Raw genomic sequence first — 13,852 nt, forward strand, 5'->3', positions numbered from 1 at the left:
AGAGGGTGACTTTGGGACCAATGGCGACTTACGATCTCATCGACCGAATTGTGATCTCCAGCCGAAGAGGTCGTCGGACATGACCGGGCCTCGGAGGTCTCTCTCCTGGAGGTATCCGTTGAACCCTCTTGCCGTCCAGCTGTACTCCGTGCGCGAGCAGGCCGCGGTCGACCGCCGTGCCGTGCTGCGCCGCATCGCCGAGATCGGTTACGGCGCGGTCGAACCCTACGATGCGCACCTGGACCCCGACGGGCTCGCCGCGGATCTGGAGGAGACCGGTCTGCGGGTGTGCAGCGTGCACGCCCCACTGCTCGGCGAGCAGCGGGGGGTGGCGCTGGCCGCGGCGGTGCGGGTCGGAGCGGACGCGGTCATCGTGCCGTCCGCCCCCGTGGAGTGGTTCGCCGATCGGGCCGGCCTCGAGCGGGCGGCCCGAGCCCTCAACGAGGCGGCCCGCGAGGCGGCCGACCACGGCCTGCGGCTGGGATACCACAATCACTGGTGGGAGCTGGAGCAGCAGGTGGACGGCCGTCCCGCGCTGGAGGCGCTGGAGGAACTGCTGGCGCCCGAGGTGTTCTTGGAGGTCGACGTCTACTGGGCCGCGACCGGCGGGGCCGACCCGTCCGCGCTGCTGACACGTCTGGGCGGACGGGTCGGCTACCTGCACGTCAAGGACGGACCCGCGACGAAGGAGGGCCCCATGACGGCGGTGGGCGCGGGCGAGGTCCCGATCCCGGACGCCCTGGCCGCCGCGCCCGGCGCGGTGCGGATCGTGGAGCTGGACCACTGCGCCACCGACATGGTCGAGGCGCTGGCCGACAGCCACGCCTACCTGACCGGCCTCGTCGAGACCGGGCGGGTGAGCCCGTGACGGCTCCGGTCGGGGTGGCCGTCGTCGGCTGCGGCACCATCAGCCACGAGTATCTGCGCAATCTCACCGCCTTCCCCGATCTGCGGGTGGTGGCGTGCGCGGACCTCGACGTCGCCCGTGCCCGGGAGGTGGCGGAGCGGTACGGCGTACCGGTGGCCGGCGCTCCGGCGGAGGTGATCGCCCATCCTGACGTGGAGCTGGTCGTCAACCTCACGATCCCGGCCGCGCACGCGGCGGTGGCCGCCGCCGCGGTCCAGGCCGGACGTCATGTCTACAACGAGAAGCCGTTCGCGCTGGACGCCGAGTCCGGTGCCGAGGTGATCGAGGCCGCCGCCGTGGCGGGAGTGCGCGTCGGCTGTGCCCCCGACACCTTCCTGGGCGCGGGACTGCAGACCGCGGCCCGGCTCATCGCCGACGGCGCCATCGGCACCCCGCTGACCGCCCTGACGCTGCTGCAGTCTCCCGGCCCCGAGTCCTGGCACCACAGCCCGGAGTTCCTGTTCCAGCGGGGCGCCGGACCGCTGTTCGACATGGGGCCCTACTACCTGACCGCCCTGGCGACGCTGTTCGGCCCGGTCCGGCGGGTCGCCGCGGTCGCCCGCCGGGCGCGGGAGGAGCGGGTCATCGGCTCGGGTCCCAGGGCCGGGACCCGGTTCCCCGTCGAGGTCCCCACGCACACCACCGCTCTCCTGGAGTTCGCCGCGGGCCAGGCCGCCACCATGGTGTTCAGCTTCGACTCGCCGCTGCGGCGCTCGGGGTTCATCGAGATCACCGGGACGGAGGCGACCATGGAGCTGCCCGACCCCAACGCCTTCGACGGCCGGGTGCGTCTGCGCCGGGCCCTCGCCGACGACTGGGTCGGTGTCCCCGCGGAGGGGACCACCACGGGCCGGGGCCTGGGCGTGCTCGACATGGCCCAGGCCATCCGCGCGGGGCGGCCGCACCGGGCCACCGGTGAGCTGGGCCTGCACGTCCTGGAGGTGATGCTGTCCGTCGCCGCCTCGGCGGAGCGGGGTGAGTTCCTGCCGGTGACGGGCACCTGCCCGGTCCCCGACCTGCTGCCCGCCGGGTGGGATCCGGCGGTGGGGACGCGCGCGGAGACTCCGTGAGCGCCCCCGGCCAGGGTCCGCCCCGCCGCCGGGCGCCCGCAGATCGTCCGGTCGACGGTCAGGACGCTCACCGGGCGGGCATCCCTGTCCGGCCCCGGCCGCGCGGGAGCGCCGTACGGATCAGCCGGCCGGGCCGATCGTCTTCCGGTCGTCCTCCGTGGCCTCGTCGAGACGGGCGCGGAGCCGGGTCCGGATCTCGTCCGGAGTGTAGGCCTGCCGCCGCCGCTCCGCTCGGGCGATCACCACTCCGGTCGCCGCCACACCCGCGACACCTGCCAGTCCCAGTATCTTCCACCATCGCATGTGCCTAAGGTACAGAGATGTCCGGCAAGAGCATCAGCCTCGACGAGGCAGTCGATCTGACCCGCACCGGTGACGTGTGGCTGTTCCGCGGTCGCACCGCGCCCGACCGGGCCATCCAGACCGTGACCAACAGTCCCGTCAACCACGTCGGCATGTCCGTCGTCCTCGACGACATGCCGCCGATGATGTGGCACGCGGAGCTCGGCCGCTCGCTGCCCGACCTGTGGTCCGGGACGCACCAGCGCGGGGTCCAGCTCCACGACCTGCGCGACGCGGTCGGTGTGTGGGCCACCAGGTACGGCCAGCGGGGCTGGCTGCGCCAGCTCGAACCCCAGGCCACCAGGGAGATGGAGGACGCGGTCCTGCGCACCGTCGCCCGCCTGGACGGCACCCCGTTCCCGTCCACGGCGCGGCTCGCCGGGCGCTGGGTCCGCGGCCGGGTCCCGAAGATCCTGAAGAGAGGAGCTGAGGAGAGCGCTCTGGAGAGCGCCTACTGCGCGGAGGTCGTGGCCGTCACCTACGAGGCGATGGGGCTGCTCCCCGGTGGCCGCCGGCCGAACTGGTACGACCCCGGCCGTTTCTGGAGCGGCGACGACCTCGAACTGACCGGCGGGTTCCAGCTCGGCGGGGAGATCACCGTGAAGCCGGTGTAGGCGTACGGCAGACTTGACCACGGACGCAACCCCCGGCGGCCCGTCACCCGAAGACGAAGGTGGCGGATCTTGTCACTCCAGGTCGCCGCCCGTCGCGGCGGACCGTCGCCGTGAACGCAAGGGGGATGTGTCATGTCGGACACCGTGGTCGTCGTGGGTGCCGGGCTGGCCGGCCTGTCGTGTGCGGTCCGGCTGCACTCCGCCGGGGTGCCGGTCCGGGTCGTCGAGGCCGCGGGGGAGGTGGGCGGCCGGGTGCGCACCGAGATCGTGGACGGCTTCCGGCTCGACCGGGGGTTTCAGGTGTTCAACACCGCCTATCCGGAGGCCGGGCGGGTCCTCGACGTCCGCGCCCTGGACCTGCGCGCGATCGCCTCGGGGCTGATCGTCTTCGACGGTGGCCGGCGGGAGCGTTTCATGCTGCCCTGGCGGCATCCCGAGCACGCGCTCAGCGGTGTGCTGGCCGATGTGGGATCGCTCCGCGACAAGGTCTCCCTGGCCGCGCTGACCGCACGTGACATCGCCTTCCCCGCCGAGTTGCTGCGCGGTGGCACCGAACGCACCACGCAGGAGGAGCTCCGGCACTGGGGCATCTCGCCCAGGATGATCGACAAGCTGTTCCGCCCTTTCCTGTCCGGCGTCCTGCTCGAACGGGACCTCCAGACCTCCAGCCGGTTCTTCCACCTGCTCTGGCGGTCCTTCGTCCGGGGCACGGTCGGGCTGCCCGCGCTCGGCATGGGGGAGATTCCCCGCCAGCTCGCCGCCCGGCTTCCGGTGGGGGCGCTGTCGCTCGGCACCCCGGTCGCCGAGGTGACGGCGGAGGGGGTCCGGCTCGCCGCCGGGGGGACGGTTCCGGGCCGCGCGGTGGTCGTGGCCACCGATCCGGGTACGGCCGCCGCCCTCTACCCCGGGTTGGGAATCCCGGAGATGCGCGCGGTCACCACCTTCTACCACGCCGCCCCCCGTTCCCCGCTGGGGGAACCCACGCAGATCGTCGACGCCGAGGGCCTGGTCACCGACACCCTGGTTCTCACCGACGTCGCGCCCACCTACTCCTCGGACGGCCGCGCCCTGATCTCCACCTCCCTGCTGGGCGCCCTCTCGGACGCCGACGAGCCATCGGTCCGGTCGCGGCTGGCCCAGATCTACGCGACGGACACCTCCTCCTGGCAGCACCTGGCGACCTACCCGATCGAGGCCGCGCTGCCCGCGATGACACCGCCCTTCCTGCTGCGCCGCCCGGTTCGCTTCGCGCCCGGCCGCTACGTGTGCGGCGATCACCGGGACACCGGTTCCCAGCAGGGTGCCCTGGTCTCCGGCCGACGCGCGGCCGACGCCGTTCTGGCCGATCTGACCGGGCTGGACTGACAGAAAGCCACCTCTGAGTTCGGTGGGGTCGGTCGTTACGTAGGGAGATATGTGGTCAAGAGTCACCTCATGGGGCATTTAACGTGACATTGGGGGCATTGATCTACGGAAAGATCGATGAGTTTCTCAGGACCCGGCCGACGGATCCCCGAGGTCTCATCCGTCCACCCAAGGAGATCACTGTGAAGAAGAAGTCTCTTCTCGCCTCGGCTCTGACCGTGCTGGCCCTGACCGCGGTACCGGTCGCCGCCCAGGCGACGACCACGAGTTCCCTCCTCCGGCTTTCTCCTACGCCCGTGCCCACCGACATGACCTCCGAGTCTCCGACCGACATGACCTCCGAGGCCCCCGGAGCGACCCAGCCGTTCGGTCCCGGCTGCGCCTCCCTGCCCACCTCCGGACCGGGCAGCCCCAGCACCATGGCCACGGAGCCGGTCGGCACCGCGCTTTCCGACAACCCCGAACTGTCCACGCTGGCCAAGGCCGTCGAGCAGGCGGGGCTGGCCGAAACGCTGAACTCCGCCAAGGACATCACGGTGTTCGCGCCCACCAACGAGGCGTTCGCCAAGCTTCCGAAGGAAGCCCTCGACAAGGTACTGGCGGACAAGGAGCAACTGACCAAGGTTCTCCAGAACCATGTCGTCGAGGGCAGGAAGTCCCAGTCCGACCTGGCCGGGGGAACGCTGACCACGCTGGGCGGCGGCACGCTGACCGTCACGGGTTCCGGCGAGGACTACACCGTCAACGACGCCAAGATCCTCTGCGGCAACCTTCAGACCTCCAACGCCACCGTCTACCTCGTCGACTCGGTCCTGCTGCCCGAAGCCGGGGCGTCACCGAGTTGAGCGGTTCCACGGAGTCTCCCTGACCTCGCCTTCTCCTCGAGAACGAGTACCGCGCCCGTCCAGGGGTAACGGGCGGGGGACACGAGGAGAAGGCGGACGGCATGGGGATCAAGGACAGGCTCGGGCTGCGGACCCGGAGGCTGAGGGCGGTGGCACGTGAGGTCTTCGGATGGCGGGATCTGCGGCCCGGGCAGCTGGAGGCCATGCGCCATCTGCTGGGCGGCGGTGACGCGCTCGTGGTCATGCCGACCGGCAGCGGCAAGTCGGCCGTCTACCAGGTGCCGGCCCTGCTGCTTGACGGGCCGACGGTGGTCGTCTCACCGCTGATCGCACTCCAGCGCGACCAGGTGGCCGGACTGCAGGATGCCGACGCCGGCGGGGCCGTAGCGGTGAACTCCGCGCAGTCCGGTGCCACCGCCTCTCTCGAGGCGGTGCGGGCGGGCGCGACCGAGTTCGTCTTCCTCTCTCCCGAGCAGCTCGCCAAACCGGAGACGGTCGAGCGGCTGTGTGCCGCGCGTCCGTCGCTGATCGCCATCGACGAGGCCCACTGCGTGTCCGCGTGGGGCCACGACTTCCGGCCGGACTACCTGCGCCTGGGACAGGTCATCGAACGGCTCGGCCATCCGCCGGTGGTGGCGCTGACCGCCACGGCGACCCCGTCGGTCCGCGAGGAGATCGTCGCCGCCCTGGGTCTGAGAGACGTCCGTCAGGTCGTGCGGGGCTTCGACCGGCCCAATCTCGATCTGGAAGTCCGCCGTTTCGTCGGCCAGGACGATCTGCGGCGAGCCCTGGTGGAGGACGCGGCGTCCCGTTCCGGGCTCGGCCTCGTCTACGTCGCCACCCGCCGTGCCGCCGAGGAGTACGCCGACGCGCTGCGGGAGGCCGGACGCAGGGCCGAGCCCTATCACGCCGGGATGAAGGCCGCCGACCGGCACCGCGTCCACGAGCTGTTCCGCGACGACGGCCTCGACGTCGTCGTGGCGACCTCGGCGTTCGGGATGGGCATCGACAAGCCGGACGTGCGGTTCGTGCTGCACGCCGCCCCGCCGGAGTCACCCGACTCCTACTACCAGGAGATCGGCCGCGCCGGCCGGGACCAGGCCCCGGCCTCGGCGGTGCTCTTCTACCGTCCGGAGGACCTCGGGCTCCGCAGGTTCTTCGCCGGGGGCCGGGCCGACGAGGAGCTCCTGCTGCGCGGCACCACGCTGCTCCACGAGCACGGAGGGACCGTTCCGGTCGCCGAACTCCGTGCCGTACTGGACGTCAGCTCCACCAGGCTGACCCGGCTGGTGAACCTCCTGGAACGGGCCGGCGCGGTCGAGGTCACCGAGCAGGGAGACGTGCGCTGTCCCTCCGGGGGGCCCGCGCCGGAGGAGGCCACGGCACGGGCCGTCGAACTCGACGACACCCGTCGCCGCATCGACGAGTCCCGCATCGACATGATGCGCGGCTACGCCGAGACCACCGGCTGCCGCCGCCGGTTCCTGCTGGAGTACTTCGGAGAGCCGTACGAGCGCACCTGCGGCGGCTGCGACACCTGCCGGGCAGGCCTGTCCGCCCCGCCGGAGGCCGACGGGCCCTTCTCGATGCACGCCAAGGTACGGCACAGCAGCTGGGGCGCGGGGGTGGTCATGAGCAGGGAGGCCGACCGGGTCACCGTCCTGTTCGACGAGGTCGGTTACAAGACGCTCTCCCTGGAGGCCGTCGAGCGCGACGGCCTGCTGGTGTCCTGCTAGTTTCCCCCGATCCCCGATCCCCGATCCCCGATCCCCGATCCCCGATCCCCGATCCCCGATCCCCGATCCCCGATCCCTGACCTCCGATCGCCGCATCGCCGGCAGAGGCCGCCGCGCCCGCACTTTTGAATAGACGCAACGTCTAGTCTATTCTTTGGTTGCCAACGAGCTCGGACTCTCACCGTGAAGAGGTCAATTCATGAAAAATCCCACCATCGACAACGCCGCGGGCGGGGGCGCCGCGGTGCGCGGGCGCCGTGCCCGCCTGACCTCGGCCGCGGTGGCCTTCGCCTTCTGGACCACCATGGCGGGGACGACCATGCCGACGCCGCTGTATCCGCTCTACGGGGAGGCCTTCGGGTTCTCACCCTTCACCGTCACAGTGATCTTCGCCGTGTACGCCCTCGGAGTCGTCGCCGGTCTGCTGGTGTTCGGGCGGTTGTCGGACCAGATTGGCCGGCGGCCCACCCTGATGATCGCGGCTGCGCTGTCAGTGGCCGCGGCTGCGATCTTCTTTGTCACGCAGAATGTCGCGATGCTCCTCTTCGCTCGTGTGGTGTCGGGGTTGTCGGCGGCGCTGGTCACGGGCGCCGCCACGGCCGCTCTCGCCGAACTGATCGCACCGAACTCGCGGGTCCGCCCCGCCACCGTGGCGTTGTTCGCCAACATGGGCGGCCTGGCCTGCGGCACCCTGCTCGCCGGGGTCCTGGCCGACCTGGCGCCCGCTCCGCTGCGCACCCCGTGGGTTGTCATCGGCGTCCTCGCGGTTCTGGCTCTGCTCGGCGTGACGACGATCCGGGAGAGCGCCGCGCACCGCTCCGGCTTCACCATGCAGTTGCAGCCGCTGCACATTCCGGGGGAGATCCGGGCGGACTTCCTGCGTTCGGCGTTCACGGCGGGGGCGGGCTTCGCCGTCCTGGGCGTCCTGACCGCGGTCACGGGCCTGTTCCTGGGCGCGCTGCTGCACCAGTCGAGTCACTCGCTCACTGGGCTGGTGGTCTTCATCGCGTTCGCGTGCACGGCCCTGGGCCAGCTGCTGAACCGCGCCCTCAAGGCCGCCGTCGCCCTGCCCGCCGCCTGCCTTGGCCTGATCATGGCCGCCGGGCTGATCGCCGTCGCCCTGGCCTCGGCCTCGCTCGTCCCGCTGCTGGTCGGGGCCGCCGTCAACGGCCTGTCCACCGGCATCGCCATCGGGTACGGCATCGCGAGCATCACCACCCGTAGCGTTCCCCAGTTCCGCGGTGCGTCGGTGTCGACCTTCTTCGCCATCCTGTACACGATGCTCGCGGTGCCCGCCCTCGGTGTGGGCGTGCTGATCCATGTGTCGAGCCTGCGCCCGGCCGGGGAGATCTTCAGCGCCGTGGTGGCCGCGTTGGCCCTCACTGTGCTGTTCAGCCTGGTCCTCACCCGGAAGGCACGCTGAGCGCGCTCGGGAGCATACGCCCCGCTGTGGCAGAATCGATCTGCCAGAAGGAACCCGAGAGGACGGCGGCCATCCCCATCGACCGTGATGCCGAGCCCGCCGTGGAGCGGCCGGCCGTCGTGAGCCGGACGGGCCCCAAGCGCAGCGAGAGCATCAGGCTTGCGGTGCTCAACGCCGCCGACGACCTTCTGGTGGAACAGGGATTCAACGGCGTGACCATCGAGGGCATCGCCGTCCGGGCCGGCGTCGCCAAGCAGACCATCTACCGTTGGTGGAAATCCAAGGTCGACATCCTCCTGGACACCCTCGCCGGCGACGCTCACGACGCCTTGGCCTGGCAGATCGGCTCAGCCCCCGCGGACGAAGAACTGGGACAACAGCTGCGCCGGATCGTCGGCTTCTTCGAGGAGCCGGCGGGCCAGGTCCTGCAGGCGCTCATCGGCCACGCCCAAGTCGACCAGGCCACCGCCCGGGCACTCCGTGAGGGATTCCTGCGTGACCAGCGGGAGCGGGACCTGAGGGGGCTGCGCATCATCCTCGAACGCCACACCGGCTGCCAAGCGGATGAGCGGACCGTGGACTCCCTGCTGAACATGCTGCTCGGCCCCCTCTATTATCAGGCGCTCGTGTTCGGCCGCCCGATCGCCTCGGAACACCTCGACACCACCGCGCGGCTCGTCCTCGACATGGCTGCCCGGACGGCCCGCGACTGACCCGGTCCGCCGGCATCCGGCCGGTCGCCGGTCCGCAGGGCACGCCGTTCGCGCTCGGCGCATCGGGGAGGCAACGGACCTGAGGCCGGTATCCGAGCGGGAACGCCGATCCCCAGCTTTCCGCGTGGACCGGACAGGACGGATCAGGACAGCCGGTGAGGCCCTCGAAAGCCTCGACGCGTCGGCGAAAACGGATTGCTCAGGACACTAGCCGTCGGTCTTGCGGGCGACCCCGGCCACGCTCCACGCCTTCTCGGGGCGGTGGGCGGCCAGCGGGTTGTCGGGTCGCCACTGGCGGACGTACACCAGGCCGGGTTCGACGAGCTCCAGCCCGTCGAAGAAGCGCAGTACCTGCCGGCGCGTGCGTGAGGCGTCCTCGCTCCGGCTGAGGATCCTCCGGTAGATGTCGACGAGGGGGCCGGCCGTCTCGGGGCGCGTGTCGAAGACGACATGGGCGAGGGCGAGATAGCTGCCGACCGGTAACGCGTCGCGCAGCAGGGCCACGCTCTTGAACGGGTCGTCCTCGTCCGGGATGTAGTGCAGCGCGGTGGGGATCACGACGGCGATCGGCTGTTCCGGGTCGAGGATTCGTCGTAGTTCCGGCTCGGCGAGCAGCTCGCGGGGATGGAGCACGTCGCCCCTGACCACGGTGATGCGGGGATCCGTGGCGAGAAGGGCCTGGGCGTGCGACAGCACCACCGGGTCGTCGTCGGCGTAGACCACACGGGCGGCGGGCTCGACGGCCTGGGCGACCTGGTGGACGTTGCACCGGGTGGGAAGCCCCGGCGCGATGGCGAGGAACTGCGTGATGCCCTGCTCGATGAGATGGCGCACCGCCCGGCCCAGAAAGGCCTGGCTCTCCTTCGCGATCGTCCTGATCTCCGGGGCGATGGCGAGCACCTCCTCGGCGGCCTGGCGGTCGGCCGCGAAGTTGTCCTTGCCGCCCAGAAAATAGTTGTTCATCCGGGCGACGTTCGGCACGCTCGTGTCCAGGTGTGCCGGTGGCCGTGGGGCCGCGTCGCTCATGTCTGCATCTCTCCTTGGTTGCCTGTGAGACTAAAGAAGCATGGCGTCCATGGGTAGATGGCAAGCTACGAGCAATGAGGAAAATGCGGCAATTATTCCGCTCGCAGTCGTTATTTACGGCCAAAGTATAACAAAATAGGACAATATTAACTTTTTTATGAAAGCGGGATGTTTTCTGCGAGACATCGCTTCTTTGCCGGAGTCCGGGGTCTCAGTGGCACGCCTCCAGATGGCGGGCCGTCCTGGAGGGGAGGACGAATGTCGCCCATACGGCCTTGCCGCGGCTCCGCAGCGGGGCCCAGCCCCACATCTGACTGATCCCTTGTACGAGCTGCAGCCCGCGGCCGCTCTCGGCCTCGTCGTCGGGTTCGCGCAGGCTGGGCCCCTGATCGCTGGGATCGGTGACCACGCACAGCAGCGAGTTCCCGGTGTGGCAGAGGACGACCCTGATGGTCTGGACGGGACCGAGGCCACCTCCGCCGTGGATGCCGTGGCGCACGGCGTTGGTCACCAGTTCGGAGACGACCACGCCGGTGTCGTCGACCAGCGGGGCCAGCTCCCACCCGTACAGCGCGGTGGAGGTGAAGTCGCGGGCGGTCCGCGCGGCACGGGGATCGTGGCGCAGGCTCCGTGCCGCCAGCTGGAGGTGCTCGATATGGCTGTCGTCGCCGGTCCAGGGCGGCAGTCCTCCGGGTGGAAGCACGCAGTCGAGCATGGACAGCCACCGTTCCCATCCGTCGGGCTCTGCCCGGATGGGTGTGGCTCGGCTGTAGTGGCTTTGGTGACCAGTCATCGGCGACCTTGAGGAGGCGGGAAATTATCGCGAAATGAGGCGATCTGTCCAGTCATTTTGCCCGGGACGATGTGCATACGCAAGTACAGATGCACGTGCATCTGCACAAAGCTCTATGATGGACATGGTGTTTCCCTCCTTGATCGATGAGAGGTGAGGATGGATCAGCTGTACAGCGGCATGCCGGCGGCCCTGCTGGGTGGGCTCGGCTGGCGCAAGAGCGACTTCAGCAACCCCAGCGGTAACTGTGTCGAGTTGGCCGAGTTGCCGGGTGGCGAGATCGCGGTGCGCAACTCGCGAGACCCCGAGGGGCCCGCGCTGATCTATACCCGCCTCGAACTCAGCGCCTTCGTCCAGGGCGTCAAAAACGGGCAGTTCGACGATCTGGCCGCCCAAATTGATTGAAGAATAAAGTTCTATATGGCCGTAAAGGCGTGACGGGGGTACCGTAAAAGCTCGCGACGGCCACAAAGAGTGGGCGGGGGCTCGCGTTCCGCGCTCGAAGGACTGAAGATGATCACACCTCACGCCGGAGGAGAGCCGGTCCTGCCCACCCCCCTGGCTCTACCCCGAGGCAGTTCGACGGTGCTGAGGATCGTGTTGGGCGCGCAGCTCCGCCGGCTCCGGGAGCAGCGCCACATCACCCTGGAGGCGGCCGGATACGCCATCCGAGCCTCGCACTCCAAGATCAGCCGGATGGAGCTCGGCAGGGTCGGCTTCCGGGTCAGGGACGTGGCCGACCTGCTCACGCTGTACGGCGTGACGGACGAGGACGACCGGCAGGCACTGCTGGCCCTCGTCCAGCGGGCCAACGTCACCGGATGGTGGCACAACTACAACGACATCCTGCCGAGCTGGTTCGAGACCTACGTGGGCCTGGAGGAGTCGGCCACCGTCATCCGCAACTACGAGGTCCAGTTCGTGCCGGGCCTGCTCCAGAGCGAAGGCTATGCGCGAGCCGTCGTCCGGCTGGGGTTCCCCTCCGCCCCCGACGAGGAGGTGGAGCGGCGAGTACGGCTGCGGATGGCACGCCAGCGGATGCTGCGCGCCGAGGAGCCGCCCCGGCTGTGGGCGGTTCTGGACGAGGCGGTGCTGCGCCGTCCGCTCGGCGGGCCCGAGGTGATGTGCGACCAGATCGACCACATCCTCCAGCAGCTCGACCTGCCCAACGTGACCGTCCAGATCGTGCCCTTCAGCGTCGGCGGCCACGCGGCGGCCGGCGGCCCCTTCAGCATCCTGCGGTTCTCCCAGCCCGACCTGCCCGATGTGGTCTACATGGAGCAGCTCACCAGTGCGGTCTACCTCGACAAGCGTGACGACGTGGATCGCTACCTCGAGGTGATGGAACGCCTGTGCATCGAGGCCGAGCCGGCGTCGCGCACCCGGGAGATCCTCGTCGGCATCCGCGAGGAGCTGGCGGGCAGGTCGTAGGGCGGGGGGCCGCGCAACCTCCTCGCGGCGCCGTACGAACATAGAGGCATGAGATGCCTCGTTACCGGAGCGACGGGATACATCGGCGGGCGGCTGGTGCCCGAGCTGCTCGCCGCCGGCCACGAGGTGCGGTGCATGGTGCGCTCGGTGAGCCGGCTGCGTGACCAGCCGTGGGCCTCGCGGGTGGAGACCGCCGAGGCGGACGCCACCGACCCCGGTCAGACGAGGAAGGCGCTCGACGGCGTCGACGTGGCCTACTACCTCATCCACACGATGGGAGGGGGAGCGGACTTCGCCGCGGCCGATCGCCGCGCGGCCACGACCTTCGCCGCGGCGGCCAGGGACGCGGGGGTGCGTCGTATCGTCTACCTCGGCGGTCTCGCTCCGCACCAGGAGCTCTCGCCGCACATGCGCTCCCGCGCCGAAGTGGAGGAGATCTTCCTCCGCGGCGAGGTGCCGGCCGTGGTGCTGCGAGCGGCCGTCATCATCGGATCAGGCTCGGTCTCCTTCGAGATGCTGCGCTATCTCACCGAGCGGCTGCCGGTGATGACGACGCCGCGCTGGGTGCGCACCCGGACGCAGCCCATCGCGATCCGCGATGTCCTGCGATACCTCGTGGGCGGGGCGGCCATCGAAGGGGAGGTGAACCGCTCCTTCGACATCGGCGGCCCGGACGTGCTGACCTACGCCGACATGATGCGCGGCTACGCCGAGGTCGCCGGGCTGCCCCGGCGGGTGATCATTCCGGTCCCGATGCTCAGCCCCGGCCTGTCGAGCCACTGGGTGGGGCTGGTGACCCCCGTCCCCGCCGGCATCGCCCGTCCGCTGGTGGAGTCACTGCGTAGCGAGACCGTCTGCGGTGAGCACGACGTCGCCGGTCATCTCCCCGACCCGCCCGAGGGCCTGATCGGGTTTCGGGAGGCCGTCGCGCTGGCCCTGCAGCAGATCAAGGAGGCGAAGGTCGTCACTCGCTGGTCGTCCGCCTCGACGCCCGGCGCGCCGAGCGATCCGCTGCCCACCGACCCCGACTGGGCCGGCGGCAGCCTCTACGTCGACAGCCGGACCCGCCGCGTCGAAGCGCCTCCGCAGGCCGTATGGGCGGTGATCGAGTCGATCGGCGGTGAGAACGGCTGGTACTCCCTGCCCGGCGCCTGGCATGCCCGGGGCTTCCTCGACCGCCTCGTCGGAGGAGTGGGCCTGCGCCGGGGCCGCCGCGACCCGCGACGGCTCCGGGTGGGCGACTCGGTCGACTTCTGGCGGGTCGAGGAGGTCGAGCCCGGCCACCTGCTCCGGCTGCGCGCGGAGATGCGCCTGCCCGGCCTGGCCTGGCTGGAACTGAGCGTGTGCCGTGACCGGGACCGGACGGTGTACCACCAGCGGGCGATCTTCCATCCCCGGGGGCTGGCCGGGCACCTCTACTGGTGGTCGATCGCACCCTTCCACAGCCTGATCTTCGGCCGGATGCCGCACAACGTGGCGGCCGCGGCCGAGCGCGGCGAGCCGTCCCCTCCCGCGGCGAAGGCCTCCACGGCCCCCCGGGCCTCTCCGTCGGGGTGACCCCCCGACGGAGACCGGACCCGGTGTGCC

Annotated in this window: 14 protein-coding genes; 11 read left to right on the forward strand and 3 right to left on the reverse strand. The window is 70.4% G+C overall.

What is annotated here, in order from left to right; genetic code table 11:
- Positions 1-118: 118 nt before the first annotated feature.
- Together OHA77_RS38520 and OHA77_RS38525 are read left to right on the forward strand one after the other, a co-directional pair.
- Positions 119-868 (forward strand): sugar phosphate isomerase/epimerase, encoded by a 750-nt coding sequence (locus OHA77_RS38520; RefSeq protein WP_326823244.1) that lies wholly within the window; start codon positions 119-121, stop codon positions 866-868.
- A complete protein-coding gene (locus tag OHA77_RS38525) occupies positions 865-1,977 on the forward strand; it encodes a Gfo/Idh/MocA family protein (protein WP_406314154.1) in 1,113 nt (370 codons plus the stop codon). The genes OHA77_RS38520 and OHA77_RS38525 overlap by 4 nt, the downstream gene beginning before the upstream one ends.
- Positions 1,978-2,097: 120 nt before the next feature.
- Here the strand turns inward: OHA77_RS38525 and OHA77_RS38530 are convergent, their stop codons facing one another.
- Positions 2,098-2,280 (reverse strand): hypothetical protein, encoded by a 183-nt coding sequence (locus OHA77_RS38530; protein WP_406314156.1) that lies wholly within the window; start codon positions 2,278-2,280, stop codon positions 2,098-2,100.
- Positions 2,281-2,297: 17 nt separating this feature from the next.
- On the opposite strand from OHA77_RS38530, the gene OHA77_RS38535 reads away from it, so the two are divergent.
- From OHA77_RS38535 to OHA77_RS38560, 6 genes are all read left to right on the forward strand, one after another.
- Positions 2,298-2,933, forward strand: a complete 636-nt coding sequence (locus OHA77_RS38535) for a hypothetical protein (RefSeq protein ID WP_326823241.1) — start codon at positions 2,298-2,300, stop codon at positions 2,931-2,933.
- Positions 2,934-3,065: 132 nt separating this feature from the next.
- Positions 3,066-4,298, forward strand: a complete 1,233-nt coding sequence (locus OHA77_RS38540) for an NAD(P)/FAD-dependent oxidoreductase (protein WP_406314158.1) — start codon at positions 3,066-3,068, stop codon at positions 4,296-4,298.
- A gap of 182 nt (positions 4,299-4,480) precedes the next feature.
- On the forward strand, positions 4,481-5,143 hold the full coding sequence (locus tag OHA77_RS38545; protein WP_406314159.1) for a fasciclin domain-containing protein: 663 nt from the start codon (positions 4,481-4,483) through the stop codon (positions 5,141-5,143).
- Positions 5,144-5,244: 101 nt separating this feature from the next.
- On the forward strand, positions 5,245-6,879 hold the full coding sequence (locus OHA77_RS38550) for a RecQ family ATP-dependent DNA helicase (RefSeq protein WP_406314161.1): 1,635 nt from the start codon (positions 5,245-5,247) through the stop codon (positions 6,877-6,879).
- 199 nt (positions 6,880-7,078) lie between these two features.
- Complete coding sequence (locus OHA77_RS38555; RefSeq protein ID WP_406314163.1) at positions 7,079-8,302, forward strand: MFS transporter; 1,224 nt, start codon at positions 7,079-7,081, stop codon at positions 8,300-8,302.
- 26 nt (positions 8,303-8,328) lie between these two features.
- A complete protein-coding gene (locus tag OHA77_RS38560; RefSeq protein WP_406314165.1) occupies positions 8,329-9,015 on the forward strand; it encodes a TetR/AcrR family transcriptional regulator in 687 nt (228 codons plus the stop codon).
- Between the two features lie 207 nt (positions 9,016-9,222).
- Here OHA77_RS38560 and OHA77_RS38565 read toward each other — a convergent pair whose 3' ends face one another.
- Together OHA77_RS38565 and OHA77_RS38570 are read right to left on the reverse strand one after the other, a co-directional pair.
- Positions 9,223-10,041, reverse strand: coding sequence for an SAM-dependent methyltransferase (locus OHA77_RS38565; protein ID WP_406314167.1), 819 nt, complete (start codon positions 10,039-10,041; stop codon positions 9,223-9,225).
- A gap of 211 nt (positions 10,042-10,252) precedes the next feature.
- Positions 10,253-10,834 carry an ATP-binding protein gene (locus OHA77_RS38570; protein ID WP_406314169.1) on the reverse strand — a complete coding sequence of 194 codons (582 nt, stop codon included), beginning with the start codon at positions 10,832-10,834 and terminating at the stop codon, positions 10,253-10,255.
- Between the two features lie 159 nt (positions 10,835-10,993).
- Here OHA77_RS38570 and OHA77_RS38575 point away from each other — a divergent pair, with 159 nt between their 5' ends.
- The 3 genes from OHA77_RS38575 to OHA77_RS38585 all read left to right on the forward strand — a co-directional run bounded on the left by OHA77_RS38575 (position 10,994) and on the right by OHA77_RS38585 (position 13,822).
- On the forward strand, positions 10,994-11,239 hold the full coding sequence (locus OHA77_RS38575) for a DUF397 domain-containing protein (RefSeq protein ID WP_406314171.1): 246 nt from the start codon (positions 10,994-10,996) through the stop codon (positions 11,237-11,239).
- Between the two features lie 108 nt (positions 11,240-11,347).
- Positions 11,348-12,265: a helix-turn-helix domain-containing protein gene (locus tag OHA77_RS38580; protein WP_406314173.1), complete on the forward strand. Its 918-nt coding sequence runs from the start codon at positions 11,348-11,350 to the stop codon at positions 12,263-12,265.
- A 48-nt stretch (positions 12,266-12,313) separates the two neighbouring features.
- Positions 12,314-13,822 carry an SDR family oxidoreductase gene (locus OHA77_RS38585; protein WP_406314175.1) on the forward strand — a complete coding sequence of 503 codons (1,509 nt, stop codon included), beginning with the start codon at positions 12,314-12,316 and terminating at the stop codon, positions 13,820-13,822.
- The last annotated feature ends 30 nt before the right edge of the window (positions 13,823-13,852 follow it).

Origin of the sequence: Streptosporangium sp. NBC_01639 (genome assembly GCF_045209755.1) — a bacterium.
In the GTDB taxonomy this organism is placed as follows: Bacteria; Actinomycetota; Actinomycetes; order Streptosporangiales; family Streptosporangiaceae; genus Streptosporangium.

Excerpts from the sequence above, each read along its gene's own strand:
- OHA77_RS38530 (WP_406314156.1), bottom strand. The coding sequence starts at position 2,280 with ATGCGATGGTGGAAGATACTGGGACTGGCAGGTGTCGCGGGTGTGGCG.
- OHA77_RS38535 (WP_326823241.1), top strand. The coding sequence starts at position 2,298 with ATGTCCGGCAAGAGCATCAGCCTCGACGAGGCAGTCGATCTGACCCGC.
- OHA77_RS38540 (WP_406314158.1), top strand. The coding sequence starts at position 3,066 with ATGTCGGACACCGTGGTCGTCGTGGGTGCCGGGCTGGCCGGCCTGTCG.
- OHA77_RS38550 (WP_406314161.1), top strand. The coding sequence starts at position 5,245 with ATGGGGATCAAGGACAGGCTCGGGCTGCGGACCCGGAGGCTGAGGGCG.
- OHA77_RS38555 (WP_406314163.1), top strand. The coding sequence starts at position 7,079 with ATGAAAAATCCCACCATCGACAACGCCGCGGGCGGGGGCGCCGCGGTG.
- OHA77_RS38565 (WP_406314167.1), bottom strand. The coding sequence starts at position 10,041 with ATGAGCGACGCGGCCCCACGGCCACCGGCACACCTGGACACGAGCGTG.
- OHA77_RS38570 (WP_406314169.1), bottom strand. The coding sequence starts at position 10,834 with ATGACTGGTCACCAAAGCCACTACAGCCGAGCCACACCCATCCGGGCA.
- OHA77_RS38575 (WP_406314171.1), top strand. The coding sequence starts at position 10,994 with ATGGATCAGCTGTACAGCGGCATGCCGGCGGCCCTGCTGGGTGGGCTC.
- OHA77_RS38580 (WP_406314173.1), top strand. The coding sequence starts at position 11,348 with ATGATCACACCTCACGCCGGAGGAGAGCCGGTCCTGCCCACCCCCCTG.
- OHA77_RS38585 (WP_406314175.1), top strand. The coding sequence starts at position 12,314 with ATGAGATGCCTCGTTACCGGAGCGACGGGATACATCGGCGGGCGGCTG.